The organism is Humibacillus xanthopallidus (assembly GCF_006716675.1).
Classification (GTDB): Bacteria; Actinomycetota; Actinomycetes; order Actinomycetales; family Dermatophilaceae; genus Humibacillus; species Humibacillus xanthopallidus_B.
In genome coordinates, this window is record NZ_VFPM01000002.1 from 871,148 (window position 1) to 896,396 (window position 25,249).

General features: G+C 71.3%; 23 protein-coding genes and 1 tRNA gene. 23 read left to right on the top strand and 1 reads right to left on the bottom strand.

Annotated features, from left to right (window positions below; genetic code table 11):
* Positions 1–3: 3 nt before the first annotated feature.
* Positions 4–621, bottom strand: a complete 618-nt coding sequence (locus FBY41_RS11925; protein WP_141844475.1) for an ASCH domain-containing protein — start codon at positions 619–621, stop codon at positions 4–6.
* 39 nt (positions 622–660) lie between these two features.
* Between FBY41_RS11925 and FBY41_RS11930 the strand changes: the two genes are divergently transcribed.
* From FBY41_RS11930 to FBY41_RS12040, 23 genes are all read left to right on the top strand, one after another.
* Positions 661–1,491 carry a patatin-like phospholipase family protein gene (locus tag FBY41_RS11930; protein ID WP_260439718.1) on the top strand — a complete coding sequence of 277 codons (831 nt, stop codon included), beginning with the start codon at positions 661–663 and terminating at the stop codon, positions 1,489–1,491.
* Complete coding sequence (locus FBY41_RS11935) at positions 1,488–2,555, top strand: 1-acyl-sn-glycerol-3-phosphate acyltransferase (protein ID WP_260439719.1); 1,068 nt, start codon at positions 1,488–1,490, stop codon at positions 2,553–2,555. Before FBY41_RS11930 ends, FBY41_RS11935 begins: the two co-directional genes overlap by 4 nt.
* Before the next feature lie 87 nt (positions 2,556–2,642).
* Positions 2,643–3,305, top strand: a complete 663-nt coding sequence (locus FBY41_RS11940) for a GntR family transcriptional regulator (protein ID WP_221629265.1) — start codon at positions 2,643–2,645, stop codon at positions 3,303–3,305.
* A 121-nt stretch (positions 3,306–3,426) separates the two neighbouring features.
* Positions 3,427–4,188, top strand: coding sequence for a biuret amidohydrolase (biuH, locus tag FBY41_RS11945; protein WP_141844476.1), 762 nt, complete (start codon positions 3,427–3,429; stop codon positions 4,186–4,188).
* Positions 4,185–4,877 carry a cysteine hydrolase family protein gene (locus FBY41_RS11950; protein WP_141844477.1) on the top strand — a complete coding sequence of 231 codons (693 nt, stop codon included), beginning with the start codon at positions 4,185–4,187 and terminating at the stop codon, positions 4,875–4,877. Before biuH ends, FBY41_RS11950 begins: the two co-directional genes overlap by 4 nt.
* A 137-nt stretch (positions 4,878–5,014) precedes the next feature.
* Positions 5,015–6,655 (top strand): regulator, encoded by a 1,641-nt coding sequence (locus FBY41_RS11955; RefSeq protein WP_141844478.1) that lies wholly within the window; start codon positions 5,015–5,017, stop codon positions 6,653–6,655.
* Positions 6,656–6,674: 19 nt separating this feature from the next.
* Positions 6,675–7,124 (top strand): AtzH-like domain-containing protein, encoded by a 450-nt coding sequence (locus FBY41_RS11960; RefSeq protein WP_221629266.1) that lies wholly within the window; start codon positions 6,675–6,677, stop codon positions 7,122–7,124.
* The gene (gene atzF, locus FBY41_RS11965) at positions 7,121–8,884 is read left to right on the top strand and encodes an allophanate hydrolase (RefSeq protein ID WP_221629267.1); all 1,764 of its coding nucleotides are present in this window, start codon (positions 7,121–7,123) and stop codon (positions 8,882–8,884) included. The genes FBY41_RS11960 and atzF overlap by 4 nt, the downstream gene beginning before the upstream one ends.
* Before the next feature lie 148 nt (positions 8,885–9,032).
* Positions 9,033–9,107 (top strand) — tRNA-Arg (locus FBY41_RS11970).
* 127 nt (positions 9,108–9,234) lie between these two features.
* Positions 9,235–10,146 carry an ion transporter gene (locus FBY41_RS11975; RefSeq protein WP_141844479.1) on the top strand — a complete coding sequence of 304 codons (912 nt, stop codon included), beginning with the start codon at positions 9,235–9,237 and terminating at the stop codon, positions 10,144–10,146.
* A gap of 54 nt (positions 10,147–10,200) precedes the next feature.
* Positions 10,201–11,001 (top strand): DALR anticodon-binding domain-containing protein, encoded by an 801-nt coding sequence (locus FBY41_RS11980; protein WP_141844480.1) that lies wholly within the window; start codon positions 10,201–10,203, stop codon positions 10,999–11,001.
* Between the two features lie 2 nt (positions 11,002–11,003).
* A complete protein-coding gene (gene lysA / locus FBY41_RS11985) occupies positions 11,004–12,419 on the top strand; it encodes a diaminopimelate decarboxylase (RefSeq protein ID WP_141844481.1) in 1,416 nt (471 codons plus the stop codon).
* Positions 12,420–12,534: 115 nt separating this feature from the next.
* A complete protein-coding gene (locus FBY41_RS11990) occupies positions 12,535–13,836 on the top strand; it encodes a homoserine dehydrogenase (protein ID WP_185749029.1) in 1,302 nt (433 codons plus the stop codon).
* Between the two features lie 2 nt (positions 13,837–13,838).
* The gene (gene thrC, locus FBY41_RS11995; protein ID WP_141844483.1) at positions 13,839–14,933 is read left to right on the top strand and encodes a threonine synthase; all 1,095 of its coding nucleotides are present in this window, start codon (positions 13,839–13,841) and stop codon (positions 14,931–14,933) included.
* 4 nt (positions 14,934–14,937) lie between these two features.
* The gene (thrB, locus tag FBY41_RS12000) at positions 14,938–15,894 is read left to right on the top strand and encodes a homoserine kinase (RefSeq protein WP_141844484.1); all 957 of its coding nucleotides are present in this window, start codon (positions 14,938–14,940) and stop codon (positions 15,892–15,894) included.
* A 263-nt stretch (positions 15,895–16,157) separates the two neighbouring features.
* Complete coding sequence (gene rho, locus FBY41_RS12005) at positions 16,158–18,188, top strand: transcription termination factor Rho (RefSeq protein ID WP_221629297.1); 2,031 nt, start codon at positions 16,158–16,160, stop codon at positions 18,186–18,188.
* Between the two features lie 172 nt (positions 18,189–18,360).
* Positions 18,361–19,287, top strand: a complete 927-nt coding sequence (locus tag FBY41_RS12010; protein WP_141844486.1) for a hypothetical protein — start codon at positions 18,361–18,363, stop codon at positions 19,285–19,287.
* Between the two features lie 225 nt (positions 19,288–19,512).
* The gene (gene rpmE / locus FBY41_RS12015; RefSeq protein WP_141844487.1) at positions 19,513–19,728 is read left to right on the top strand and encodes a 50S ribosomal protein L31; all 216 of its coding nucleotides are present in this window, start codon (positions 19,513–19,515) and stop codon (positions 19,726–19,728) included.
* Positions 19,729–19,816: 88 nt separating this feature from the next.
* Entirely contained in the window at positions 19,817–20,899 is a 1,083-nt protein-coding gene (gene prfA / locus FBY41_RS12020; protein WP_141844488.1) for a peptide chain release factor 1, read from the top strand.
* A 7-nt stretch (positions 20,900–20,906) separates the two neighbouring features.
* Positions 20,907–21,785 (top strand): peptide chain release factor N(5)-glutamine methyltransferase, encoded by an 879-nt coding sequence (gene prmC, locus FBY41_RS12025; RefSeq protein WP_141844489.1) that lies wholly within the window; start codon positions 20,907–20,909, stop codon positions 21,783–21,785.
* 10 nt (positions 21,786–21,795) lie between these two features.
* Entirely contained in the window at positions 21,796–22,770 is a 975-nt protein-coding gene (locus FBY41_RS12030) for an L-threonylcarbamoyladenylate synthase (protein ID WP_141844490.1), read from the top strand.
* A gap of 46 nt (positions 22,771–22,816) precedes the next feature.
* Complete coding sequence (locus FBY41_RS12035; protein WP_141844491.1) at positions 22,817–24,094, top strand: serine hydroxymethyltransferase; 1,278 nt, start codon at positions 22,817–22,819, stop codon at positions 24,092–24,094.
* 44 nt (positions 24,095–24,138) lie between these two features.
* Positions 24,139–25,236, top strand: coding sequence for a glycosyltransferase family 4 protein (locus FBY41_RS12040; protein WP_141844492.1), 1,098 nt, complete (start codon positions 24,139–24,141; stop codon positions 25,234–25,236).
* The last annotated feature ends 13 nt before the right edge of the window (positions 25,237–25,249 follow it).

Sequence of the window (25,249 nt, forward strand, 5' to 3'; positions counted from 1 at the left end):
CGCTCAGTTGCCTTCGCGCGCAAGCCAGCCGAGGTATGCCGCCCCGCGGGGTGAGAGCTCGTAGCCGACGTCGTGACTGATGGTGAGTCCCAAGGCCTTGAGCTTGCGGATGTCGGCCTTCATCGGGAGCAGCTCGACCCCGCGCAGTGCGGCGAGCTCCTTGGAGACGACGCGGGGGTTGTCGCGGATCCACTCGAGGATCTCGCAAGTCCACGGGCCCGCGGGGCGGGCGTCGAGGCGGTCGAGCCGGATCCGGAGGTCTTTCAGCGTCTCCTCGTCGGGAAGGCTGTCGCGCAAGGCGATTCGCGGATCCTCGCCGGCCCAGCTCAGCCTGATCCGGTAGACCTTGTCGCCACCGCGGCCGCCCCGTGCGGAGGGTTTGCGCGTCGTCGGGGCGAGGAACTTCTGCAGGGTGGCGAGGTCCTTGACGCCGGCCCGCAGCGCATCGCGCTCGGTCAGCCGGGAGGGGTCGCGGACCTGGCTCACGGCCTCGAAGCGGACGAGGCCCGCCGGTGTCAGCTGCAGCCCGCCCACCTTGACCCGTGGAGCGTCCCACCGGCGGAAGGCCTGGGTCACCGTGCCGGCACGGATCGCCTCGGCGACGGGCTTCGAGATGAGCACGCCCCATCGTGGCACGAGGCTGCGGGGTAGCGTCGCTGCGTGGAGACGCAACGAACGGCCTTCGTGCTCGGTGGTGGCGGGCTGCTCGGCGCCGTGGAGGTCGGCATGCTGCGCGCCCTGCTCGACGCCGGCATCCGCCCCGACCTCGTCGTGGGGACCTCCGTCGGTGCACTCAACGGGGCTCTCGTCGCAGCCGATCCGACGCCGGCCGTCGTCGACCGGCTCGTGGAGCTGTGGCGCAGTGCGTCCGAGGGGCGCGAGATCTACGGCGACAGCGTGCTGCGCCAGGCCGCCCGGGCCATGCGCACCCGGACGCACCTGCACTCGGCGAGCCCCCTGCGCCAGCGCATCGCCGAGGAGCTGGGTGACCGGACCTTCGCCGACCTCGCCGTTCCCTTCCAGTGCTGCGCCGCCTCCATCGAGCGGGCGACGGAGCACTGGTTCACCTCCGGCAGTGTCGTCGACGCGGTGGTCGCCTCCGCCGCCGTTCCGGGCCTGCTGCCACCGGCCGAGGTCGACGGCGAGCACTACCTCGACGGCGGCATCGTCAACTCGATCCCGCTCGGGCGGGCCGTCGAGCTCGGCGCCGAGCGCATCTACGTGCTCCAGGTGGGTCGCGCGGAGAAGCCGCTCGCGGTCCCGACGCGACCGTGGGAGGTCGCCCGCGTGTCGTTCGAGATCGCCCGTCGCCACCGCTACGTGCGCGAGCTCGCCGCCGTCCCGGCCGGGGTCGAGGTGCACGTCATGCCGACCGGGAGCGCCGGTGATGGCGACGACTCGATCCTCGCGTACCGCAGCTTCTCAGCCGTGGGCCGACGGATCGAGCAGGCGCACCTGGCCTCGGCGGCATACCTCGCCGGGCTGTCGTGACCGGCCTGCTGCGCCGCACGGCGCTCGGTGCCGCGATGGTCGCGCTGACGGTGCTCGTCGTCGTCACGGTGCCGCTCTGGCTCGTCGTCGCCGCGGCAGCCTCACCCCTCGTGTCAGGACGGCTGCGCCCGCTGCGGCTCGTGTGGCTGCTCCTGCTGCACCTGCTCCTCGAGACCGCGATGATCGTCGTCATGCTCGTGCTGTGGGTGGCGTCGGGCTTCGGCTGGGCCATCCGGCGGCCGTGGTTCGAGCGGGCGCACTACGGGCTCATGCGGTGCTACCTCGTCGTGATGTTCCGCGCGGCGCGGCGCGTGCTGCGGCTGCAGATCACTGTCGAGGGCGACCCGCCGCGCCCGACCGAGCCGGGCGGCATCCTCGTGCTCTCGCGTCACGCTGGCCCCGGCGACTCCTTCATCCTCGTCTACGCGTTGCTCCACTGGTACGGCCGCGAGCCCCGGGTCGTGCTCAAGGACACGATGTCGCTCGACCCCGCGATCGGGCTGCTCCTCCACCGCCTGCCGGCGCGCTTCATCTCGCCCAACCCCGGCTCGTCGGCGGCGAGCGCGGCGATCGAGGCGCAGATCACCGAGCTCGCCACCGGGCTCGACGACGACGACGCCTTCGTCATCTTCCCGGAGGGCGGCAACTTCACCGAGGCCCGCCGCGACCGGGCGATCGCCTCGCTGCACCGTCTCGGGCTGCACGCCATGGCGCGCAGGGCAGAGCGGATGACGAACGTGCTCGCCCCGCGGCCCGGCGGGGTGCTCGCCGCGCTCGACGCGGCTCCCGAAGCCGACGTCGCGCTCGTCGGGCACACGGGGCTCGACCACATGGTGACGGTCACCGACATCTGGCGCGAGCTGCCGATGGACAAGGAGATCGTCATGCGGTGGTGGCGGGTGCCACGCGCCGAGGTGCCGCAGGGTCGCGACGAGCGCATCGACTGGCTCTTCACGCGGTGGGAGCAGATCGACGCGTGGATCGACGAGCACCAGCCGGCCGACCTGCCGCGCGGACGACTGCCCGCGGAGCCTGTCCTGGAACGGCCTGCCCCGATGCGGTGAGGCGCGCCGGGACCGAGCCCAGCGGCATACGGCACGGTGGCCGGAGGTCATACTTCGTGCAGAGACGCGACAGGGTTGGGAGCGGATGTGGACAACGACGGGCCTGCGACCGGGATGCTGCGGCCCCAGAGCCTGGTCGAGCTCGCCACCGACCGGCTTCGCAGCGAGATCCTGTCCGGCGCGCTCGTGCCCGGTGAGCGACTCGTCGAGGAGCAGCTGACCCAGCGCTTCCAGATCAGCCGCGCACCCCTTCGGGAGGCGCTGCGCCTGCTGATGGAGCAGGGGCTCGTCGAGCACCTTCCCCGTCGAGGCGCCCGCGTGAAGACGTACTCCGACCGCGACTTCGACGAGCTGTTCGCCGTCCGGCATGCGCTCGAGCGCTTCGCCCTGACACAGACCGGGGGCCGGGGCCTCGAGGGGCTCGACCTGACCGGGGTGGAGTCCTCGCTCGAGACCCTGCGTGACGCCGCGTCGCGCAGCGACCGGTTGGCGGCGAGCGACGCGCACCGGGCCTTCCACCTCGCTCTGGTCGCGCTGGCCGGAAATCGGCAGCTTCTCGTCACCTACGAGCCCGTCATCGTCAAGCTCCAGCTCTACATGGCAGCGAACCTTCGGCTCGAGGCGGACACCAGCTCGCCCATCGAAGGGGTGCGTCGCCACGAGCGCCTCCTCGACGCGCTCCTCGAGGGTGACCCGGTGCGAATCGGAGACGAGCTCGACCGCCACGGGGCGCGTCGCTACTTCCACTAGCCGAAGCCCACGGTAGGACCGGTTTGCCCGGTTCCGAAACGTGACTTTTACGCGGGCGCAACCTGCGTTCAGTGCAAACGGTCGACAATCGACATCTACCAGCGATGAGCAGGAGGTGAGGATGATCGACGCACGCACCACCAACGTGACCCGGGCTCCCGCACGGGTCGGGAGCACCGACGGCTGGTCTGTCGGGCCGGTGGCGGCCAGGCCCTATGCCTGGCCGTACGACGGCCGGGTCGACACGCGGCACCTGGCCGTCATCTGCATCGACTGGCAGGTGGACTTCTGCGGCGCGGGCGGCTACGTCGACCGGATGGGCTATGACATCCGCCTGACCCGGGCCGGCCTTCCGGCCACGGCGATGCTCCTCGAGCATGCCCGTGCGACTGGGATGACCGTGATCCACACCCGCGAGGGTCACGCCCCCGACCTCGGGGACCTCCCGGCGAACAAGCGCTGGCGTTCGGCGCAGATCGGGGCCGAGATCGGCTCGGCGGGGCCGCGCGGACGCATCCTCGTCCGTGGCGAACCCGGCTGGGAGATCGTGCCGGAGGTGGCGCCGGCCCCTGGGGAGTTCGTCGTCGACAAGCCGGGGAAGGGCGCCTTCTACGCCACCAACCTCGACCTCCTGCTCCGGACCAACCAGATCACGCACCTCCTGCTCACCGGCATCACGACCGACGTGTGCGTGCACACGACGATGCGCGAGGCCAACGATCGTGGCTACGAGTGTCTCGTCCTCGCCGACTGCACCGGGGCCACCGATCCGTCCAACCACGATGCGGCGCTGCACATGGTCACGATGCAGGGCGGCGTCTTCGGCGCGGTGGCCGAGGCCGCCGACGTCATCGCCGCCACCGACCGAGGGGGAGAGCAATGACCGAGATCATCGTCGAGGCGGCACCCTCGCCGTTCCGCTTCGACCCCGCCAGCACGGCGCTGGTGCTCATCGACATGCAACGGGACTTCGTCGAGCCCGGCGGCTTCGGGGAGTCGCTCGGCAACGACGTGTCGATCCTCCAGGCCGTCGTGCCTCCCCTGCAGGCCGTCCTCGCCGACGCCCGCGAGCGGGGGCTCACGGTCATCCACACGCGAGAGGGCCACCGACCCGACCTCTCGGACTGCCCACCGGCGAAGCTGATGCGCGGCGCACCGTCGATGCGCATCGGCGATCCCGGCCCCAAGGGTCGCATCCTGGTTCGCGGCGAGTACGGCCACGACATCATCGACGACCTCGCGCCGCTGCCGGGCGAGGTCGTCATCGACAAACCCGGCAAGGGTTCGTTCTACGCGACCGGGCTGGACGACCTCCTGCAGGCATCCGGCATCACGTCCCTGATCGTCACCGGAGTCACCACCGAGGTGTGCGTGCACACCACGGTGCGCGAGGCGAACGACCGCGGATACGAGTGCCTCGTCCTGTCGGACTGCGTCGGCTCGTACTTCCCGGAGTTCCAGAAGGCAGCACTGGCCATGATCAGCGCCCAGGGCGGCATCTTCGGCTGGGTTGCTCCCTCGCCTGACTACCTGTCGGCCCTCACGGCGGACGAGCCCACGCTCTCGGCCTGATCCCCCCACCCTCCACGAACGGGCCCAGCGACGGGCCCCTCACGAAAGGTCAACGAAGGGTCCCCACGAGTGGCCCTGTGCACCGCCAACGCGTCATCCCTGCCTGCCCTCAGCACCGACGTCCAAGGAGGAGTCCCATGTCCGTCCTCACCCGCACGTTCCGTCCCACGCCGAAGCCCGACCTCCGCTTGCCGTGGTGGACACCGGGCGACACCAACGCCGCCTTCGGTCTCGGTTTCAACGTCCTCGTCAACGTCCTCGTCCTCAGCTCGCTGTGCATTGGGGTCATCCGGATGTCCGAGGCCAGCGTCTACGGCGTCATCGTCCCTGCACTGGGGATCCAGCTGCTCATCGGCAACGTCTACTACACCTACCTCGCACGGAGGCTCGCCTACCGGGAGAACCGGGACGACGTCACCGCCATGCCTTACGGTCCGAGCGTCCCGCACATGTTCATCGTCACCTTCCTCATCATGTTGCCGGTCTACCTTGCGACCAAAGACCCGATCAAGGCCTGGGAGACCGGCCTGGCGTGGGCGTTCATCATCGGCATCATCGTCGTCATCGGGGCGTTCGTCGGCCCGTACATCCGCCGCTTCACCCCACGAGCGGCGATGCTCGGCACCTTGGCGGGCATCTCCCTGGCGTTCATCTCGATGCGTCCGGCAGCCCAGATGTGGGACACCGCATGGATCGCCCTCCCCGTGTTCGTCATCATCCTGGCGGGGTTCTTCGCGAACGTGAGGATGCCCTTCGGCCTCCCGGTCGGGCTCGTCGCACTCCTCGTCGGCACAGCCATCGGCTGGGCGGGAGGTTTCATGTCCGCCCCTGACGTCGCGTCCGCCGCACGGGACATCGCGATCGCGGTCCCGACCGTGCAGCTGGACCTGCTGGTCAACGGCCTCAAGGACATCCTGCCGCTGCTCGCCACGGCGATCCCGCTGGGGATCTACAACTTCACCGAGGGCATGAGCAACGTCGAGAGCGCGGCCGCCGCCGGGGACAACTACAACCTCCGGAGCGTCCTTCTCGCGGACGGCGCCGGTGCAATCGCCGGCGCGGCGCTCGGCTCGCCGTTCCCGCCCGCCGTCTACATCGGTCACCCCGGATGGAAGGCCGCGGGCGGACGGACCGGTTACTCGCTCGGCAGCGGTGTCGTCATCGCGCTGCTGTGCTTTGTCGGCCTGTTCGGCCTGATCAACACGCTCCTCCCCACGCCCGCCATCGTGCCGATCCTGCTCTACATCGGCCTCGTCATCGGGGCGCAGGCCTTCCGGGCCGTCCCCAAGGCCCACTACGTCGCCGTCGTCATCGCGATCATCCCCAACATCGCGGCCTGGGCCCAGGGTCTCATCGACAACGCCCTCGGTGCTGCGGGGACGTCTGCCGCCGAGGTCGGGGAGGCCGCTCTCGAGGGCAACAGCGTCCTCTACCACGGGCTGCTCATCCTCGGCAGCGGCGCTGTCCTCGCAGGCATGATGATCGGCGCCGTGGTCGCCTTCATCGTGGACCGCAACTTCGTCTGGGCCGCGGGCTACCTCGTCGGAGCGGCAGCGCTCAGCTTCGTAGGGATCATCAACGCCCAGCAGGTCGAGCTCAACGCCAATGCGGAGGTCACCGTGGGCTATCTCTTCGCCGCCGCCGTCTGTGTCGCCTTCGCCATGATGAGGCTCCCTCGCCGCGAGAAGGATGCCGACGAGCTGGAGCTCGACGCGGAGGAGGGCATGGTCTCCCGGCCAGCCGACGTGCCGGAGCCCGAGCCGACCGGCGCCGCCTGACGGCCCGGCGACCAGCACCGTGAACGAGACGATGGACGAGATCGTGGCCGGCGCCCTGAACGACGAGATGAACGGCACTGCGATCGACGTCGGGGGCGGTGGTCCTGGGGCGAGCGTCGAGGACGTGGTGAGGAGCTGTTTCACGGCCTACGAGGCGGCCCTCGTGGCCGGTGACGCCGCGGCCATCGACTCCTGGTTCGCCGCCGACCCCCGGACGATCCGCTTCGGCGTCGGCGAGGAACACTGGGGGGCGGACGAGATCCGGCGGTGGCGCCACGGCGCCCCGCCGGTCCCGGCGGGGCGCCGGCTCAGCGAGACCCGGGTCGACCTCTGGGGCGACGACCTCGCTGTCGTGACGACCCTCTTCGACTACCCCTCGTCGAGCGCCGTCGGGCGTCAGAGCCAGACCTGGCTCCGGACCCTTTCGGGGTGGCGCATCGTCCACGCACACGTCTCCGAGCGGGCGTGAAGCCCGTGACCTTCTCGCCCGCACCCCGGACGTGGGACGTGAGCCAGGCGCTGGCCGGCGCAGGGCAGCTCGACAACCCGGCCTTTATCAGCCTCGTCGACAGCCTGGTCGACGACCCGGGCGGCGCCGACCCGGGTCGTGCTGTGGGACAGGATGACTCGTCCGACCCGGTACAGGCGTCAAGGGCACAGCCCCTCCGCGGTATGCCGTTCGCCGTCAAGGACAACATCGACGTCGCGGGTCTGCCCACCACGGGCGCCTGCCCGACGCTGACGGCGCCGGCCGAGCGGAACGCACACGTGGTCGACCGGCTGGTGGCGGCTGGCGCCATCCCGATCGGCAAGACGAACATGGACCAGTTCGCCACCGGTCTGGTCGGCACGCGCTCGCCGTACGGCGCCTGCCACTGCGTGGACTCCGACGACCACGTCAGCGGGGGGAGCAGCTCAGGAAGCGCTGTCGCGGTCGCGTCGGGTGTCGTGCCGTTCGCTCTCGGTACCGACACCGCGGGCAGCGGGCGGGTCCCCGCCGCGTTCAACGGACTCGTCGGGTACAAGCCGACCCGTGGTCTCGTCAGTACGCGTGGGGTCATGCCTGCGTGCCCGTCACTCGACTGCGTCTCCGTCTTCACGACGACGGTGTCACTCGCGCGTGCCGTGCACGACGTCATCGCAGGCTTCGATCCCGACGACCCGTGGTCGCGCCGCCGTCCCAGCCCTCCGCAGGCCGGGATCGCCCGGGTCATGGGCGTCGTCGGCGTGCCTGACGTTCCGATCGACCTGGACCCCCGGCATCGCGCCGCCTGGGAGGCGGCGCTCGCCCGGTTCGCGGGGCTGGTCCGTCTGGTGCCCGTGGACGTGTCGCCGATGCTCGAGGTGGCGACGATGCTCTACGACGCACCCTTCGTCGCCGAGCGGCTCGCGGCCTTCGGACACCTGCTCGAACCGGATGGACCGCACCTCGACCCCACCGTGCGCCGGATCGTCCTGGGGGCTGCTGGGATGGAGGCAGACCGGCTCTTCGCCGCCCAGCACCGGCTGGCACGGCTGGCGAGAGATGTCGCGCAGGCGACCGCCGGCGTCGACGCGGTGCTCCTGCCCACGACACCGTTCCACCCGACGCTCTCCGATGTGGCCGACGACCCCGTCGGGACGAACAGCCGGCTGGGGACCTACACCAACATGGCCAACCTCCTCGACCTCTCCGCGGTCGCCATCCCCGCGGGACGGCGATCCGACGGACTCCCCTTCGGTGTCCAGCTCGTCGCACCCGCCTTTGCGGACGCGCCGCTCCTCGATCTGGCCGCGCTGCTCACGGGGGAGCGCGCGTCCGATGTGCAGGTCCCAGTGCCACCGGGCCGACACCTGCTCGCCGTGTGCGGAGCTCACCTCTCGGGGCAGCCGCTCAACGACGTCCTGACCGGGGCCGGTGCACGCCTGCACCGTCGAGGGCGGACCGCGCCGGGCCACCGCATGGTCCGCATCGATGGCCCGTTGCCCCGGCCCGGACTGCTCGACGACGGCACGGGCCCCGACGAGGGCATCGACGTGGAGCTCTGGGAGGTGTCGGACGAGCTGTTGGCGCAGCTCGCCCTCGACGTCGATCCACCGCTCGAGATCGGGTTGGTGCGCCTGTGGGACGGCTCGCGGGTCGCGGGCTTCACCGCCGACCGGACCGCGCGTCACGAGCCCGACATCAGTGGGGCCGGAAGCTGGCGGGCCCACCTCGCGGACGTGTCACGCGGCAGCGCCGACCGGTGACCGAGTCACGCCGGGTGGGCTCGCGAGGCCTGCCCCTGGACCGGCCCTCGGCAACGACGTGAGGCTCGCCGTGCGCGCACCGACCGGCCCATTCCGCGTTTGGTCCGCCCGGCTGCTAATCTCACCGGGCGCACGCAAACACGTGCCCGCCCCCGTAGCTCAGGGGATAGAGCACCGCCCTCCGGAGGCGGGAGCGCAGGTTCGAATCCTGCCGGGGGCACCAAAGTCTGGGCCGGTGTGACCGCTGCGAAACGCGCGGTTGCACCGGCCCTCGTCCATTCGTGGGATGCGGGCCCGTCGCGCGTGGTTCGATGGCGACCCTGCTGGGTCGAGAGTGCTGGGAGGCCGACATGCCGCCGACGGAGGACGCTGCTGTCCCTGAGGCCGGAGAGGGCGCCACCCCCACATCCGCCCCGACATCCGGGGGCCGGCATGAGCTGAAGAGCCCCGGCTACGAGATCTTCATCGCCGCCCTGTCGATCCTCTCCATCGTCAACCTCGCGCTCGCCATCATCGTGAAGGATGCCGCGCTCGACGCGGTCCTCAACGCCATGAACGCCGGCTTGAGTGTCATCCTCTTCATCGACTTCCTCGTCCGGCTGCGCACGGCCCCGTCGCGGTCCGACTACTTCTTCCGCAACTTCGGGTGGGCCGACCTTCTCGCCAGCCTTCCCCTCCCACAGCTGAAGATGCTCAGGCTCTTCCGCCTGGCGCGCGTGTACCGCCTCCTGCGGGCCTACGGAGCGCGCAACATCGGCCGCAGCCTGCTCCGTGAGCGCGCCGGCAGCGCGCTGCTCAGCCTCCTCTTCATCGCCATCCTCGTCCTCGAGTTCGGCAGCCTGTGGATGCTGCGGCTCGAGTCGACCGCTGTCGACCCCAACATCACCACGGCCTCCGACGCGATGTGGTACGTCATCGTGACGATCTCGACCGTCGGCTACGGCGACCAGTACCCGGTGACCACCTCCGGCCGGGTGCTGGGCGCGATCATCATCGTCCTCGGCGTCGCGATCTTCGGCACCCTCACGGGCTACCTCGCCAACCTCTTCCTCTCTCCCACGACGTCGGACGACACGGCCGGGAGCGACACGGCCGGGAGCGACACGGTCGCGAGCGACACCACGACGAGCGCCGCGGCCGATGCGCGCGACCGTCGCCTCGCCCAGCTCACCCGGGCGGGGGAGCTGCGCGAGGCCGGGGTGCTCAGCCAGGCGGAGTTCGAGGCCTTCAAGGCCGAGATCCTGGCGACGCCCGCGCCCTGACGAGGCATTCTGACTGCCGCTCGGGGCGAGGGAGCCCTTTCGTAGACTCGGGCCATGACGCCCGAGCACCTGCGCGACCTGCTCGTGGCCGTCGCCGCTCGGGCCGCCGACGTCGGGGCGCTACCAGAGGGAGCCGAGGCTGGCCCGCCCGCCGGGGTGCTCTTCCGGCCGGCGGAGCCGCGGGGTGCCGGCGTCGTCGCCGACTGGGTGACGCCCGTGGCGCAGCGCTGGGTCCCCCTGCTCGACACCGAACTCCAGCCCCGCGCGCTCGCCCGCATCCTCGCCCAGGGCCTCTCGGAGCGGCGCGAGGTCGCCGCCGTCGAGGTCGGCCCGTCCGGGCTCATCGCGATCACCCTCGACGACGCAGTCCGCGCGGGCATCATCGAGGTCGTCCACAGCGCCCCCGAGACGTATGCCGCGAGGCCGGGTGGGCGCTACCGTCCCGTCCTCGAGCGGCCGGGGTGGCGCGCCCTCGACGACCCGCTGCGCGGCGTGCAGCACGCGCACGCGCGCCTCTGCCGGCTGCTGCGCAACGCCGCGGCCACCGGGGTGCAGCAGCGAGCGACCGACCGGCTCGAGATGCTGAACCACGTGCCGGAGCGCCACCTGCTCGTCGCGGTCGCCGACCTGCCCCAGCGCCTTGATGCCCATGCGGGCGACGAGCACGCCTGCCGCCAGGCGCTCGTCAATCTCGGCCGGCTCGCCGACGCCTGGGACCACCCGACCCGACCGATGCTCGTGGGGGACTCGCCCGAGCACGTCCACGGCGCCCGGATGGCGCTCGCCGACACGGTGCGCGTCGTCTTGCGCAATGGACTCGCCCGGCTCGGTGCCGCGGCCCCCGAGAGGATGTAGGGATGCACGCACACGAAGCCGGAGCGCTGCACGCAGAGGGCTATCGCGGGCCGTCGTGGCTCCGGACGCCGGTCGACGTCAACGCGCTCGTCCCCTCCCTGTGGGCGACCTCCGTGGGTCGCGGTGGCGACGGCGTGCTCACCGTCGGCGGAGTGAGCGTCACCGAGCTGGCGCGCGAGTTCGGCACTCCGGCATACGTCATCGACGAAGACGACTTCCGTTCGCGCGCAAGGGATTTCAAGCAGACGTATGCCGAGGTGTTCGGCAGCCTCTCCGGAGCCGACGTCTTCTACGCCGGCAAGGCGTTCCTCTGCACCGAGGTCGCGCGGTGGATCCACGACGAGGGGCTGCACCTCGACGTGTGCACCGGCGGCGAGCTCGCTGTCGCGATCCGCGCCGGGGTGCCGGGGGAGCGGATCGGCCTGCACGGCAACAACAAGAGCGTCGCCGAGATCCGTGCCGCCCTCGACCACGGCGTCAGTCGCATCGTCATCGACTCCTTCGACGAGATCGAGCGAGTGTCGGCGGTGGCGAGCGAGCTCGGCGTCGTGGCACCGGTGCTCATCCGCGTCACGGTCGGTGTCGAGGCGCACACCCACGAGTTCATCGCGACCGCGCACGAGGACCAGAAGTTCGGACTCTCGCTCTCGGGTGGACACGCCTTCGACGCGGCACGACGCATCCTCGAGCGACCTGACGCGTTGCGCCTGCTCGGCCTGCACAGCCACATCGGGTCGCAGATCTTCGACACGTCCGGCTTCGAGGTGTCGGCCCGCCGCATCCTCGGCCTGCACACGCAGATCGCGAGGGAGCTCGGCACGGAGCTGCCCGAGCTCGACCTCGGTGGGGGCTTCGGCATCGCCTACACGACCGAGCACGACCCGCTGCCGCCGAAGAGCCTCGCGGCAGGCATGGCCGAGATCATCGAGCGTGAGTGTCGCGCCGACGGTGTCACCGTGCCGCGCATCTCGATCGAGCCCGGCCGGGCCATCGCCGGCCCGAGCACCTTCACGCTCTACGAGGTCGGCACCGTCAAGCCGGTCGACCTCGACGGGGGAGCCTCTCGGGTCTACGTGTCGGTCGACGGCGGCATGAGCGACAACGTGCGCACGGCGCTCTACGACGCCAACTACTCGTGCACGCTCGCGAGCCGCACCTCCCTGGCCACACCCGCGCTGGCCCGCGTCGTCGGCCGGCACTGTGAGAGCGGCGACATCGTCGTCAAGGACGAGTTCCTCCCCGCCGACGTCACGGCCGGTGACCTCATCGCCGTGCCCGGGACCGGCGCCTACTGCCGCTCGCTGTCGAGCCAGTACAACCACACCCCGCGGCCGCCCGTGGTCGCCGTGCGCGACGGCCGGGCCCGGGTGATCGTGCGCCGCGAGACCATCGACGACCTGCTCGCGCTCGACGTCTGAGATGCCGGACATGACCCGCAGATGTCGCAGATCCTTCGCCACCGATGTCCGGATCGCGAAACAATGAGCGTCCATCAGGCGGACAGACGGCAGGATTCGCAGCGTGGATAGCGCCGTGAGCACCCAGCGACCGCTGCGCGTGGCCCTTCTCGGGGCCGGCGTGGTCGGCGGAGCCGTCGCGCGCCTGCTCACGGAGCACGCCAGCGACATGGCAGCCCGGGTCGGCGCGCCGCTCGAGATCGTCGGCATCGCCGTGCGCCGGGCCGGCCGTGACCGGTCCGACCTCGGCATCGACCCGAGGCTCTTCACGACCGACGCCGACGACCTCGTCACCCGCGCCGACGTCGTCGTCGAGGTCATCGGCGGCATCGAGCCCGCCCGCTCGCTCATCCTCAGTGCCATGAAGCACGGCGCCTCGGTCGTCACCGCCAACAAGGCGCTGCTCGCCGAGGACGGCCCGGCGCTCTACGCGGCGGCTGCCGAGCACGGTGTCGACCTCTACTACGAGGCCGCCGTGGCCGGGGCCATCCCGCTCCTGCGGCCGCTTCGCGAGTCGCTCGCCGGCGACGACGTGACCAAGGTGCTCGGCATCGTCAACGGCACGACGAACTATGTGCTCGACAAGATGGACACGACCGGTGCCGGCTTCGCCGACGCCGTCGAGCAGGCCCAGGCGCTCGGCTACGCCGAGGCCGACCCCACGGCCGACGTCGAGGGATTCGACGCCGCAGCCAAGGCGGCGATCCTCGCCTCGCTCGCGTTCCACACCCGCGTCTCGGGGGCCGACGTCTACCGCGAGGGCATCACCGAGGTGACCGCGGCGGACGTCGCAGCGGCGCGCGAGATGGACTCCGTCGTCAAGCTGCTCGCGATCTGCGAGCGCACCGAGGCCGGCGTCAGCGTCCGCGTGCACCCGGCGATGATCCCGCGGTCGCACCCGCTCGCCGGGGTTCGCGAGGCCTTCAACGCCGTCTTCGTCGAGGCCGACGCCGCCGGGCAGCTGATGTTCTACGGCCGCGGTGCGGGTGGCGACCCGACCGCGTCGGCCGTGCTCGGAGACCTCGTCGCCGTGGCCCGTCACCGGGTCGGCGGCGGGCTCGGCCCGGGGGAGAGCAGCTATGCCGACCTGCCCGTGCTCACCATGGGCGACGCCCTGACGCGCTACCACATCAGCCTCGACGTCGAGGACCGCTCCGGTGTCCTCGCCCAGGTCGCCGCGGCGTTCGCCGACCACGACGTCTCGATCGAGACGGTGCGCCAGCAGCTCGTCCGTGAGGACGGCGACCGCGGCCACCGCGCCAACCTCATCATCGTCACGCACACCGCGACCGACGCCGCGCTGTCCTCCACCGTCGAGCGCCTGCGCACGCTCGACGTCGTGCGAGGTGTCAACTCCGTCATGCGCGTGGAAGGTTAGTGATGGCCCACCAGTGGCGCGGCGTGATGCGGGAGTATGCCGACCGGTTGCCGATGCTCGACGGTGCTCCCGTCGTGACCCTGCACGAGGGCGGCACGCCGCTCATCCACGCGAAGAAGCTGTCGGCGCTCGTCGGCGCCGAGGTCTACCTCAAGTACGAAGGGCTCAACCCGACGGGCTCCTTCAAGGACCGCGGCATGACGACCGCCATCAGCCTGGCCGCCAAGCGTGGCGCCAAGGCCGTCATCTGCGCGAGCACCGGCAACACGAGCGCCTCCGCCGCGGCCTATGCGACCAAGGCCGGCATGACCTGTGGCGTGCTCGTGCCCGACGGCAAGATCGCGATGGGCAAGCTCAGCCAGGCCATCGCCCACGGCGCCACCCTCCTCCAGGTCGACGGCAACTTCGACGACTGCCTCACCCTCGCGCGCAAGCTCGCCGAGGCCTATCCCGTCGAGCTCGTCAACTCGGTCAACCCCGCGCGCATCGAGGGTCAGAAGACGGCGAGCTTCGAGGTCGTCGATGCCCTCGGCGACGCGCCGGACATCCACTGCCTGCCCGTCGGCAACGCCGGCAACATCACCGCCTACTGGAAGGGCTACCGCGAGTACCTCTCCGACCCGTCGGTGAGCGACCAGCCGGGTCCGGCGACGCACCTTCCGGTCATGTGGGGCTTCCAGGCGGCCGGAGCGGCGCCGCTCGTGCTCGGCCACCCGGTCGACGACCCCGAGACGATCGCCACGGCGATCCGCATCGGCAACCCCGCGTCCTGGGACCAGGCGATCGCTGCGCGCGACGAGTCGGGTGGTCGGATCGCGGCCGTCACCGACGAGCAGATCCTCGAGGCGCACCGCTACCTCTCGTCGCAGGAGGGAGTCTTCGTCGAGCCGGGTTCGGCGGCGTCGGTCGCAGGCCTGTTCGCGAGCCACGCCGAGGGTCTCGTGCCCACGGGCGCGCGAATCGTCTGCACCGTCACGGGGCACGGCCTCAAGGACCCCCAGTGGGCCCTGCGCACGGCCGACGGCAGCGAGATCGTGCCGACCCGCGTCTCCGTCGACGCCTACTCGGCCGCCCAGGCGCTCGGTCTCGAAGGGTGAGCTCGTGACCCGCGTGCCGGGGGGACGCTCCGCCATGGTGGGGGTGCCTGCCAGCAGCGCCAACCTCGGCCCCGGTTTCGACTCCATCGGTCTGGCCCTCGGGCTCTGGGACCGCTACGTCATCACGACGTCTGACACCCCCGGCCTCGTCATCGAGGTGTCGGGCGAGGGCGCCGACGACGTGCCCACCGACGAGCGTCACCTCGTGCACGCCACCATGCGGCATACGTGGGGAGTGCTCGGGTGCGAGCCTCCGGCCGGCCTGCGCATCGAGGCGCTCAACGGTGTGCCGCACAGCCGCGGGCTCGGGTCCTCGGCGACGGCGATCGCCGCGGGAGTCGTTGCGGCGCAAGCACTCTCGGTGGATTCCTTCCCTGAGGCGGGTGAGCCCGTCGCCATCGACCGGTCGCTGGCGACGCACATCGCGAGCGTCCTCGAGGGCCACCCCGACAACGCGTCGGCGAGCGTGCTCGGCGGTCTCACAGTGAGCTGGATGCCCGACGACAGCGGCCTCGACCGCGGTGACCGGACGGTCACGGCGTCGATCGCGCTGCACCGCGAGGTCGAGGTCGTCGTGCTCGTCCCCGACACCCAGCTCGCCACCCGCACCGCCCGGGCGGTGCTGCCCGCGATGGTGCCGCTCGCTGCTGCGGCGGCGGGTGCCGGGCGCGCCGCCCTGCTCGTGCACGCGCTGACGTCCGACCCCGGCCACCTGCACGCCGCGACCCGCGACTGGCTGCACCAGGAGGCGCGCCGGCCCGCCTACCCCGAGACGATGCGACTCGTCGACGCGCTGCGGGCCCAGGGGCACGCTGCGGTCGTGTCCGGCGCCGGTCCGAGCGTCCTCGTGCTGACGACGCGCGGGGCCGTCGACACCGTGCAGACTCCGGTGGAGTGCGCAGGCTGGCGACGACTGACGCCCGGGGTGCCGGTGCGCGGCGCCACCGTGACGGCGTGCTGACCTGCTCTCCTGCCGCCGGTTGCGGGGCGTCGGGTGGTATCTTTGGCCTCGCACCACTCGCCGCGTTCACGCAGGCCGGTGCATCACCCCCACGCTGAGGCAGTTCTTTCTGCCTCTCGGTGCAGTGCGCCGATGTGGTTCACAGTCGGCCAGAGACAACTGGCCCCAGTTCGGCTCCGCGAGGTCTTCGCCGGGCCGCGAACGAGGGGGAAGGATCCTTCGTGTCAGAAACCACCACCCGTCCCGTCTCTGGCCTCGCCGCCATGAAGCTGGACGAGCTCAAGGGCGTTGCGTCGTCCATGGGCATCAAGGGCACGACGAAGATGCGCAAGAGCGACCTCGTCGAGGCCATCAAGGCACGCCAGGCCGGTGGCGGCGCCGGGCAGGGGGCCACCCCCTCGTCCGCCGCCACCGCTGCTCCTGCGGCCACCACCGAGCGTCAGGAGCCGGCCGCCGACGCCGGCTCGGATCGTGCGGACGAGGCAGCGCCGCAGCGTCGCGAGCGCACGACCCGACGTCAGACGGCCGATTCCGCAGACCAGGCGGACCACGGGGACCATCGCCCGGCCGAGTCCGACGGCGACGCGTCCCAGGGCCCGTCGGAGCGCGCGCCGCGGCAGGAGCGTCGCACGAGCCGCACCGGCCGGGCCGCCCGTGAGACGCGCGAGACCCGTGAGGAGCCGCGTCTGCCGGAGGGCATCGAGCTCGCCGAGGCAGCCGTCGACCGCGCCGAGCGCACGCAGCGCGGCGACCGCCAGCAGGGCGACCGGCAGCAGCGGGATGACCGTCAGCAGGGTGACCGCCAGCAGGGCGACCGGCAGCAGCGGGATGACCGTCAGCAGGGTGACCGGCAGCAGCGCGACGACCGGCAGCAGGGCGACCGCCAGCAGGGCGACCGCCAGCAGGATCGCGCTGCCCAGCCGCGTCAGGGTGCGCAGAGCCACCAGGGCGCCGCGAGCAACCAGGGCCACCAGGCCAACCAGGGCAACGGCCCGCAGGGTCGCTTCGACGACGACGACGATCGCAACGGCACCCGCCGCAGCCGCAACCGCCAGCGCAGCCGAGACCGCAAGCGCGGTCGCACGCGCGACGGCCAGGACTGGGTCGAGACCGAGCTGCAGGTGCAGGAGGACGACGTCCTCGTTCCCGTCGCCGGCATCCTCGACGTGCTCGACAACTACGCCTTCGTGCGCACGACCGGCTACCTGCCGGGCCCGAACGACGTCTACGTGCCGCTCGGCATGGTCAAGAAGCACGGCCTGCGCAAGGGCGACGGCGTCACCGGGGCGGTCAAGGCGCTGCGCGAGGGCGAGCAGCCGTCGGGCAACGTCGGCCGCCAGAAGTTCAACGCGCTCGTGCGTCTCGACTCGGTCAACGGCGCGACCCCGGAGGAGTCCCTCAAGCGGGTCGAGTTCGGCAAGCTGACGCCGCTCTACCCGCAGGAGCGCCTGCGCCTCGAGACCGAGAGCACCGCCCTGACGACGCGGATCATCGACCTCGTCGCCCCCATCGGCAAGGGCCAGCGCGGCCTCATCGTCGCCCCGGCCAAGGCCGGCAAGACGATGGTCATGCAGGCGCTCGCCAACGCGATCACGACGAACAACCCCGAGTGCCACCTCATGGTCGTCCTCGTCGACGAGCGGCCCGAAGAGGTCACCGACATGCAGCGGGCCGTCAAGGGTGAGGTCATCGCCTCGACCTTCGACCGCCCGGCCGAGGACCACACGACGGTCGCCGAGCTCGCCATCGAGCGCGCCAAGCGCCTCGTGGAGCTCGGTCACGACGTCGTCGTGCTCCTCGACTCGATCACCAAGCTCGGTCGTGCCTACAACCTCGCCGCCCCGGCGAGCGGGCGCATCCTCTCCGGCGGTGTCGACTCGGCTGCGCTCTACCCGCCGAAGAAGTTCTTCGGCGCCGCGCGCAACATCGAGAACGGCGGGTCGCTGACGATCCTCGCCACGGCGCTCGTCGAGACGGGCTCCAAGATGGACGAGGTGATCTTCGAGGAGTTCAAGGGCACCGGCAACATGGAGCTCAAGCTCTCGCGCGAGCTGGCCAACCGGCGCATCTTCCCCGCGGTCGACATCAACGCCTCGGGCACCCGCCGCGAGGAGATCCTCCTCGCGAGCGAGGAGCTGAAGATCATGTGGAAGCTGCGTCGGGTGCTCGCCGCACTCGACCCCGTCCAGGGCATCGAGCTGCTGACCGACCGCCTCAGGAAGACCCGCACGAACTACGAGTTCCTGCTCCAGGTGCAGCAGACCTCGTCGATGAAGATCGACGACGAGGGCTGACCCGCACCCCACCAGCACCCCGTATGCCGCTCGCCCACCCCGGGCGAGCGGCATACGTGCGTTCGGTGGCAATGTCATGCCAGACGCAATCCCTGCTGTGCGTTCGGCATGACACCGGCGACCCTGTGGATGACCAGCGCCGCACCTGAGCTAGCTCGGGCACCGTCGAGCCATGACGACGAGGGTGACCCGAGACCAGCGAGCCTTCCGTGCGACAGGTGTTGCTGCCCTGCACGACGGAGTCGCTCACCGGGCAGACCTGCGGGCGGCGGGCCTGAGTCGCCACGACGTCGCCTCGGAGGTCGCCGCCGGGCGATGGCGTTTGGCCGGCAGGCACACCGTCGTCATCGGCACCGGGTCGCCAGACGGTGAGGCCCTGCTCTGGCGAGCCGTGTGGGAGTCTGGTTCTGGCGCGGTCCTCGACGGAGTCGCGGCTCTGGTCGCTGGTGGGCTGACGGGTTTCCGGCTCGAAGTGATCGACGTGGCGCTACCAGCGCGCAACCGAGGTCACGCGGTGCCGGGTGTGCGACTGCGTCGTCGGCGCGATCTCGGACCCCGGCTGTCGGTGGGCGTGCCACGGGTACGACCTGAGGTGGCTGTCGTGCACGGCGCGCAGTGGGCGAGGAGCGACCGGCAGGCGGCACTCGTCATCTGCCTCGTGGTGCAGCAACGGCTCGTCCGGCCAGATCGGCTGCTCGCGCACTGGCTCACCGTGACCCGGAGCCCACGACGTCCGTTTATCGACGGCGTCATCCGCGACGTCTGCGACGGTGTCCACTCGCTCGGCGAGCTCGACTTCGCCCGCTTGTGCCGGGCTCGCGGCCTGCCTGAGCCGAGCCGTCAGGCAGTGAGGGTCCAGCGGGACGGCCGGGTCTACCTCGATGTTGCCTGGGAGGACATCGGGCTCGCCGTCGAGATCGACGGCGGCCATCACGGTCTGGCACTCAACCCGGTCGATGACGCGTTGCGCCAGAACGAGGTCGTGCTCGGGGCCACCCGCGTGCTTCGCATCCCGGTGCTTGGCCTGCGCCTCGATGCGGAGCGGTTCCTGGACCAGGTCGTGCGAGCCCACCAACAGCTCTGCGAGCTGCCTGCCTGATCCGAAGAACGTGTGTCATGCACAACGCACGCCAGGCTGTGCGTTGTGCATGACACAAGCGTTGCCAGCCGGGCGGCATACGGGAATGCCGAGGCGGGGGTGGACGTTTTGGGTGAGGTGCCACCCCTCTGGCACAATCTTCCTTTGGACCGGTTCACGGACGAGCAGGCGCCCCACGGGCGCTGCGGAGACTCCGACCCGGCCACCTCATCTCAAGGAGACGCTGTGAAGAAGGACCTGCACCCCGCCTACGTCGAGACCACGGTGACCTGCACCTGTGGCAACACGTTCACGACGCGCAGCACCGAGACGTCAGGCAAGATCTCGGCCGACGTGTGCTCGCAGTGCCACCCGTTCTACACGGGCAAGCAGAAGATCCTCGACACCGGTGGCCGCGTGGCCCGGTTCGAGGCCCGCTACGGCAAGAAGGCCGCCAAGTAGGTCTCCCGCACGCCGGCTCCCACGACTTCGGTCGTCGGGGGCCGGCGTTCGTTTTGGCAGCGACATCCCCAGCCGAGAGGTGATCATCGTGCTCGACTCCGTGCAGTCGATCCTCGACGAGTACTCCGAGCTGGAGCGCCGCCTCGCCGACCCCGCGACCCACGCCGACCAGGACCTCGTGCGCACCCTCAACAAGAGGTATGCCGCACTGGCCCCGACCGTGGCCGCCGCCCGTTCGTGGCAGGCCGCGGTCGACGACCTCGGGGCCGCCCGTGAGCTGGCGACCGAGGACGAGGCCTTCGCCGCCGAGGTGCCCTCGCTCGAGGCCCGTGAGGCCGCGGCCGAGGAGCACCTGCGCCGCATGCTCGTGCCCCGCGACCCCGACGACGACCGCGACGTCATCCTCGAGGTCAAGGCGGGGGAGGGCGGCGACGAGTCCGCGCTCTTCGCCGGTGACCTGCTGCGGATGTACCTGCGCTATGCCGAGCACCGTGGCTGGCGCACCGTCATCGAGGACGCCACCGAGAGCGACCTCGGCGGCTACAAGGACGTCCGCGTCTCGGTGCGCGCCAAGGGGGCTCCCGGCCCCGGTGAGGGTCCGTGGGCGCGTCTCAAGTACGAAGGCGGCGTCCACCGCGTCCAGCGGGTGCCCGTCACCGAGAGCCAGGGGCGCATCCACACGTCGGCCGCCGGCGTGCTCGTCATGCCCGAGGCCGAGGAGGTCGAGGTGACGATCGACCCGAACGACCTGCGCATCGACGTCTACCGCAGCAGCGGCCCCGGCGGCCAGAGCGTCAACACGACCGACTCTGCCGTGCGCATCACCCACGTGCCCACCGGCCTCGTCGTCTCGTGCCAGAACGAGAAGTCGCAGCTGCAGAACAAGGAGGCCGCGATGCGCGTGCTCCGGGCCCGGCTGCACCAGCTGGCGCAGGACGAGGCCGACGCCGAGGCGAGCGCCGCGCGCCGTTCGCAGGTGCGCACCGTCGACCGCTCCGAGCGCATCCGCACCTACAACTTCCCGGAGAACCGCATCTCCGACCACCGCACCGGCTACAAGTCCTACAACCTCGACGCCGTGCTCGACGGCGACCTCGACCCCGTCGTCCAGTCGGCGCTCGACGCCGACGAGGCGGCCAAGCTGAGCGCCCTCGCCGGGGCACCCGAGTGAGCCGTCGGTGACCGACCTGCGTGACGGCATACGTGCTGCGACGGCGCGGCTGGCCCAGGCCGGCGTGCCCTCCCCGGAGCCCGACGCGCTGGCCCTCGCCGCCCACGCGCTCGGGGTCGACGTCGCCGAGGTGCGCCGGCTCACGGTGCTCGGCGGACGCACCCTCCCGCCGGCGTATGCCGTCCTCGTCGACGAGCGCGCCCGCCGCGTGCCGCTCCAGCACCTCACCGGCCACGCGAGCTTCCGGCACCTGACGCTCGCGGTGGGCCCCGGCGTCTTCGTGCCGCGACCGGAGACCGAGGTCCTCGTCGACCTCGCCCTCGCCGAGCTCACCCGACTGATGGGGGAGGCGAGGAAGACGCGGGTGGTGGACCTCTGCTCGGGTTCCGGGGCCATCCCGCTCGCGCTCAAGGACGAGTGCCCGGCGGCCGAGGTGCGCGGGCTCGAGGTCTCGCCGGAGGCGTGGGCCTGGTCGACGGCCAACCGCGACCGTCTGCGCCTCGACGTCGACCTCGTCCTCGGCGACGCGACCCAGCCCTGCTTCGACGACTGGACCGGCACGGTCGACGTCGTGACGGTCAACCCGCCCTACATCCCGGTGGGCGCCGTCCCGGTCGACCCCGAGGTGCGCGACCACGACCCCGAGATCGCGCTCTACGGAGGCAGCGAGGACGGGCTCGCCATCCCGCTCGCCGTCGTACGGGTCGCCGCGGGTCTGCTGCGCCCCGGCGGCCTCGTGCTCGTCGAGCACGCCGACAGCCAGGGCGAGAGCCTGCCGCGGCGGATGCGGGCGACGGGGGAGTGGTCGGAGGTCGTCGACCACCTCGACCTGGCCGACCGTCCGCGGGTGACGACCGCGCGCAGGTCTCCCACCGTCGCGGACTAGGCTTCGGGCCGTGAGCGAGCGCTACGACTGCACAGACCCGAGCGGCCGCGCGGAAGGCGTTCCCGCGGCTGCGGCTGCCATCCGCCGCGGCGAGGTCATCGTGCTGCCCACCGACACCGTCTACGGCATCGGCTGCGACGCCTTCGACGCCACGGCGGTGGCCTCCGTCCTGGCGGCCAAGGGCCGGGGCCGCGACATGCCGCCACCGGTGCTCATCCCGACGGCGCGCACCGCCCAGGGCCTCGCGACCGCGGTCCCCGACTACGCGCAACGGCTCATGGAGAAGTTCTGGCCGGGGCCGCTGACGGTCGTGCTCAAGGCCCAGACCTCGCTGCACTGGGACCTCGGCGAGACCAACGGCACCGTCGCGCTGCGCGTGCCCGACCACGAGGTCACCCTCGAGCTGCTCGGTGACGTGGGTCCGATGGCCGTGACGAGCGCCAACACGACCGGCGACCCTGCTGCCCGCACCGTCGACGAGGCGCTGGCGATGCTCGGCGAGTCCGTCGCCGTCTACCTCGACGCCGGCCCGTCGGGTGACGGGGATCCGTCGACGATCATCGACTGCACGGGTGAGGCACCCGTCACGCTGCGCCTCGGGGCGATCCCGCAGGCCGACATCGACGCGGCGCTGCTGCCGGCAGACGACGTCGTCGTCGCCCCCGACGACGAGCCTGCAGACGAGCCCGTGTCCGAGCCCTCGGACGAGCTTGCGGACGAGCCCGCGTCCGAGCCGGCGGACGAGCCGGCTGCCGCGCCGGCGGACGAGCCGGCGGACGAGCCGACCCCCGAGTCCGCAGACGAGACGGGCGGCACCGTCGACACCGTCGACGAGTGGCACGACGTGGCGCAGGACGCCCGCCCCGACGTCGCCGCAGGCCCGGTGGAGCCGGCCGGCAGCGACGTCCCGCCCGCCCCGGCGGCGGAGTCGCCCGACGTCGCCACCGACGAACGTCGCACCGACGGCGGCGCCCCCACGCAATAGAGTTGGCACGCGCCCGACTCCCGAGACCCTCAACCGGAGATGCACCATGGCTGACGACACGTTCTACGGCTCCGACTTCGGTGCCCTGCAGTCCTTCGACCCCGACATCGCCGGCGTGCTCCTGTCGGAGCTCGACCGCATCCGTGGCGGACTGCAGCTCATCGCGAGCGAGAACATCAGCTCGCCCGCCGTGCTGACGGCCCTCGGGTCGACCCTGTCGAACAAGTACGCCGAGGGCTACCCCGGCCGGCGCTACTACGGCGGCTGCGCCGAGGTCGACAAGGCCGAGCAGATCGCCATCGACCGCGCCAAGGAGCTCTTCGGCGCCGACCACGCCAACGTCCAGGCGCACTCGGGCGCGAGCGCGAACCAGGCCGTCTACGGCGCCTTCATGGCTCCCGGCGACACCATCCTCGCGATGTCGCTGCCGATGGGTGGTCACCTCACCCACGGCACGAAGGTCTCCTTCTCCGGCAAGTGGTTCAACGCCGTCCACTACGGCGTCGACAGGCTGAGCGAGGACATCGACTACGACCAGGTCGAGGCGCTCGCCAAGGAGCACCGGCCCAAGGTCATCTGCGCGGGCGGGTCGGCGATCCCACGCCTCATCGACTTCGAGCGCTTCCGCGGCATCGCCGACGAGGTCGGCGCCATCCTCTGGGTCGACGCCGCCCACTTCATCGGCCTCGTCGCCGGCAAGGCGATCCCGTCGCCGGTGCCCTACGCCGACGTCGTCACCTTCACGACGCACAAGGTGCTGCGCGGCCCCAGGTCCGGCGCCCTCGTCTGCAAGGCCGAGCACGCGGCGGCCATGGACAAGGCGATCTTCCCGATGATGCAGGGCGGCCCGCAGATGCACACCATCGCGGCCAAGGCGGTCAACTTCAAGGAGGCCGCGACCCCGGAGTACGCCCAGTACGCCAAAGAGGTCATCGCCAACAGCCAGCAGCTCGCCGCGAGCCTGCTCGAGCTCGGCATCCGCCCGACGACCGGCGGCACCGACACCCACCTCGCCCTGCTCGACCTGCAGGCTGTGGGCGTCACGGGCAAGGAGGCCGAGGAGCGTGCCGACGCCGCCGGCATCGTGCTCAACAAGAACGCCATCCCGTTCGACCCGCAGAAGGCCAACATCGCCTCCGGCATCCGGGTGGGCACGCCGTCGGTGACGACGCAGGGCATGGGCGTCGAGGAGATGAAGCAGATCGCCGCTCTCATCCACAAGGCGGTGACCGAGGGTGACGCCGACCCCGACCACGCGGTGAGCAAGGACGTCCGCGCGCAGGTCACGGACCTCGTGACGCGCTTCCCGGCATACCCCCGCTGACCCCGGCGACCCGCCAGCGTCGGCGCCCGAGCGAAGGTCGGTAGGTGCACGAGTACGTTCTCGTCCTCATCGTGGCCGCGGCGGTCACCTACCTCGTGACCCCGTTCATCCGCAGCCTCGCCGTGGCCACGGGCGCCTTCACGGCGGTGCGCGAGCGCGACGTCCACACGACCCCGATCCCGCGGCTCGGGGGAGTGGGCATCTACATCGGCTTCGTCGCGGCCGCGCTCGTCGCCCGGGCGCTGCCCTACCTCGGCACGCTCTTCTCGACGCGCCAGATCCTCGGCGTCATCGCGGCGGGCGGCATCGTCTGCCTCCTCGGCGCCTTCGACGACATCCGCGAGCTCGACTGGGTCACCAAGCTCGCCGGGCAGATGCTCGCGGCCGGCCTCATGGCCTACACCGGGGTGCAGCTGCTCTCGCTGCCGATCTTCGGCACGACGATCCTGCCGGTGCCGGTGCTCGTCAGCTTCACCGTCATCGTCGTGCTCGTGTGGACCAACGCCGTCAACTTCATCGACGGCCTCGACGGCCTCGCCGCGGGGGTGGTCGGCATCGCCGCCCTGGCGTTCTTCACCTACAGCTACCTCGTGTCGCGCTCGTTCGTGCCGGCCAACGTCTTCTCGACCGCGACCTTCATCTCGGCGGCCCTCGTGGGCTGTTGCGCGGGCTTCCTCCCGCACAACTTCCACCCGGCCCGCCTCTTCATGGGCGACTCGGGCGCCCTGACCCTGGGCCTGCTCATGTCGGCCGCGACGATCACCCTGACGGGCAACGTCGACCCCGGGCAGGTGAGCACCAACGAGGTGTCCGCGGCCTTCCTGCCCATCCTGCTGCCGCTCGCGGTGCTCCTGCTGCCCCTGCTCGACATGGTGCTCGCGATCGTGCGGCGCACCATGGCGGGGCAGCGACCGTGGCACCCGGACGCCAAGCACCTGCACCACCGCATGCTGAGCATCGGTCACACCCACCGGCGCGCCGTGCTCATCCTCTATCTGTGGGCCGCGATCGTGGCCCTCGGATCGGTGTCCTTCGTCATCTGGGACGGGTGGCGGCCGCCCGTCGTGGTGGCCGCGGCCGCGGCGGTCGGGGTGGTGCTCACGGTCCGGCTTCCGCGGTGGAGGGCGTCCGAACGCTTGTGATAGCATTCACAAG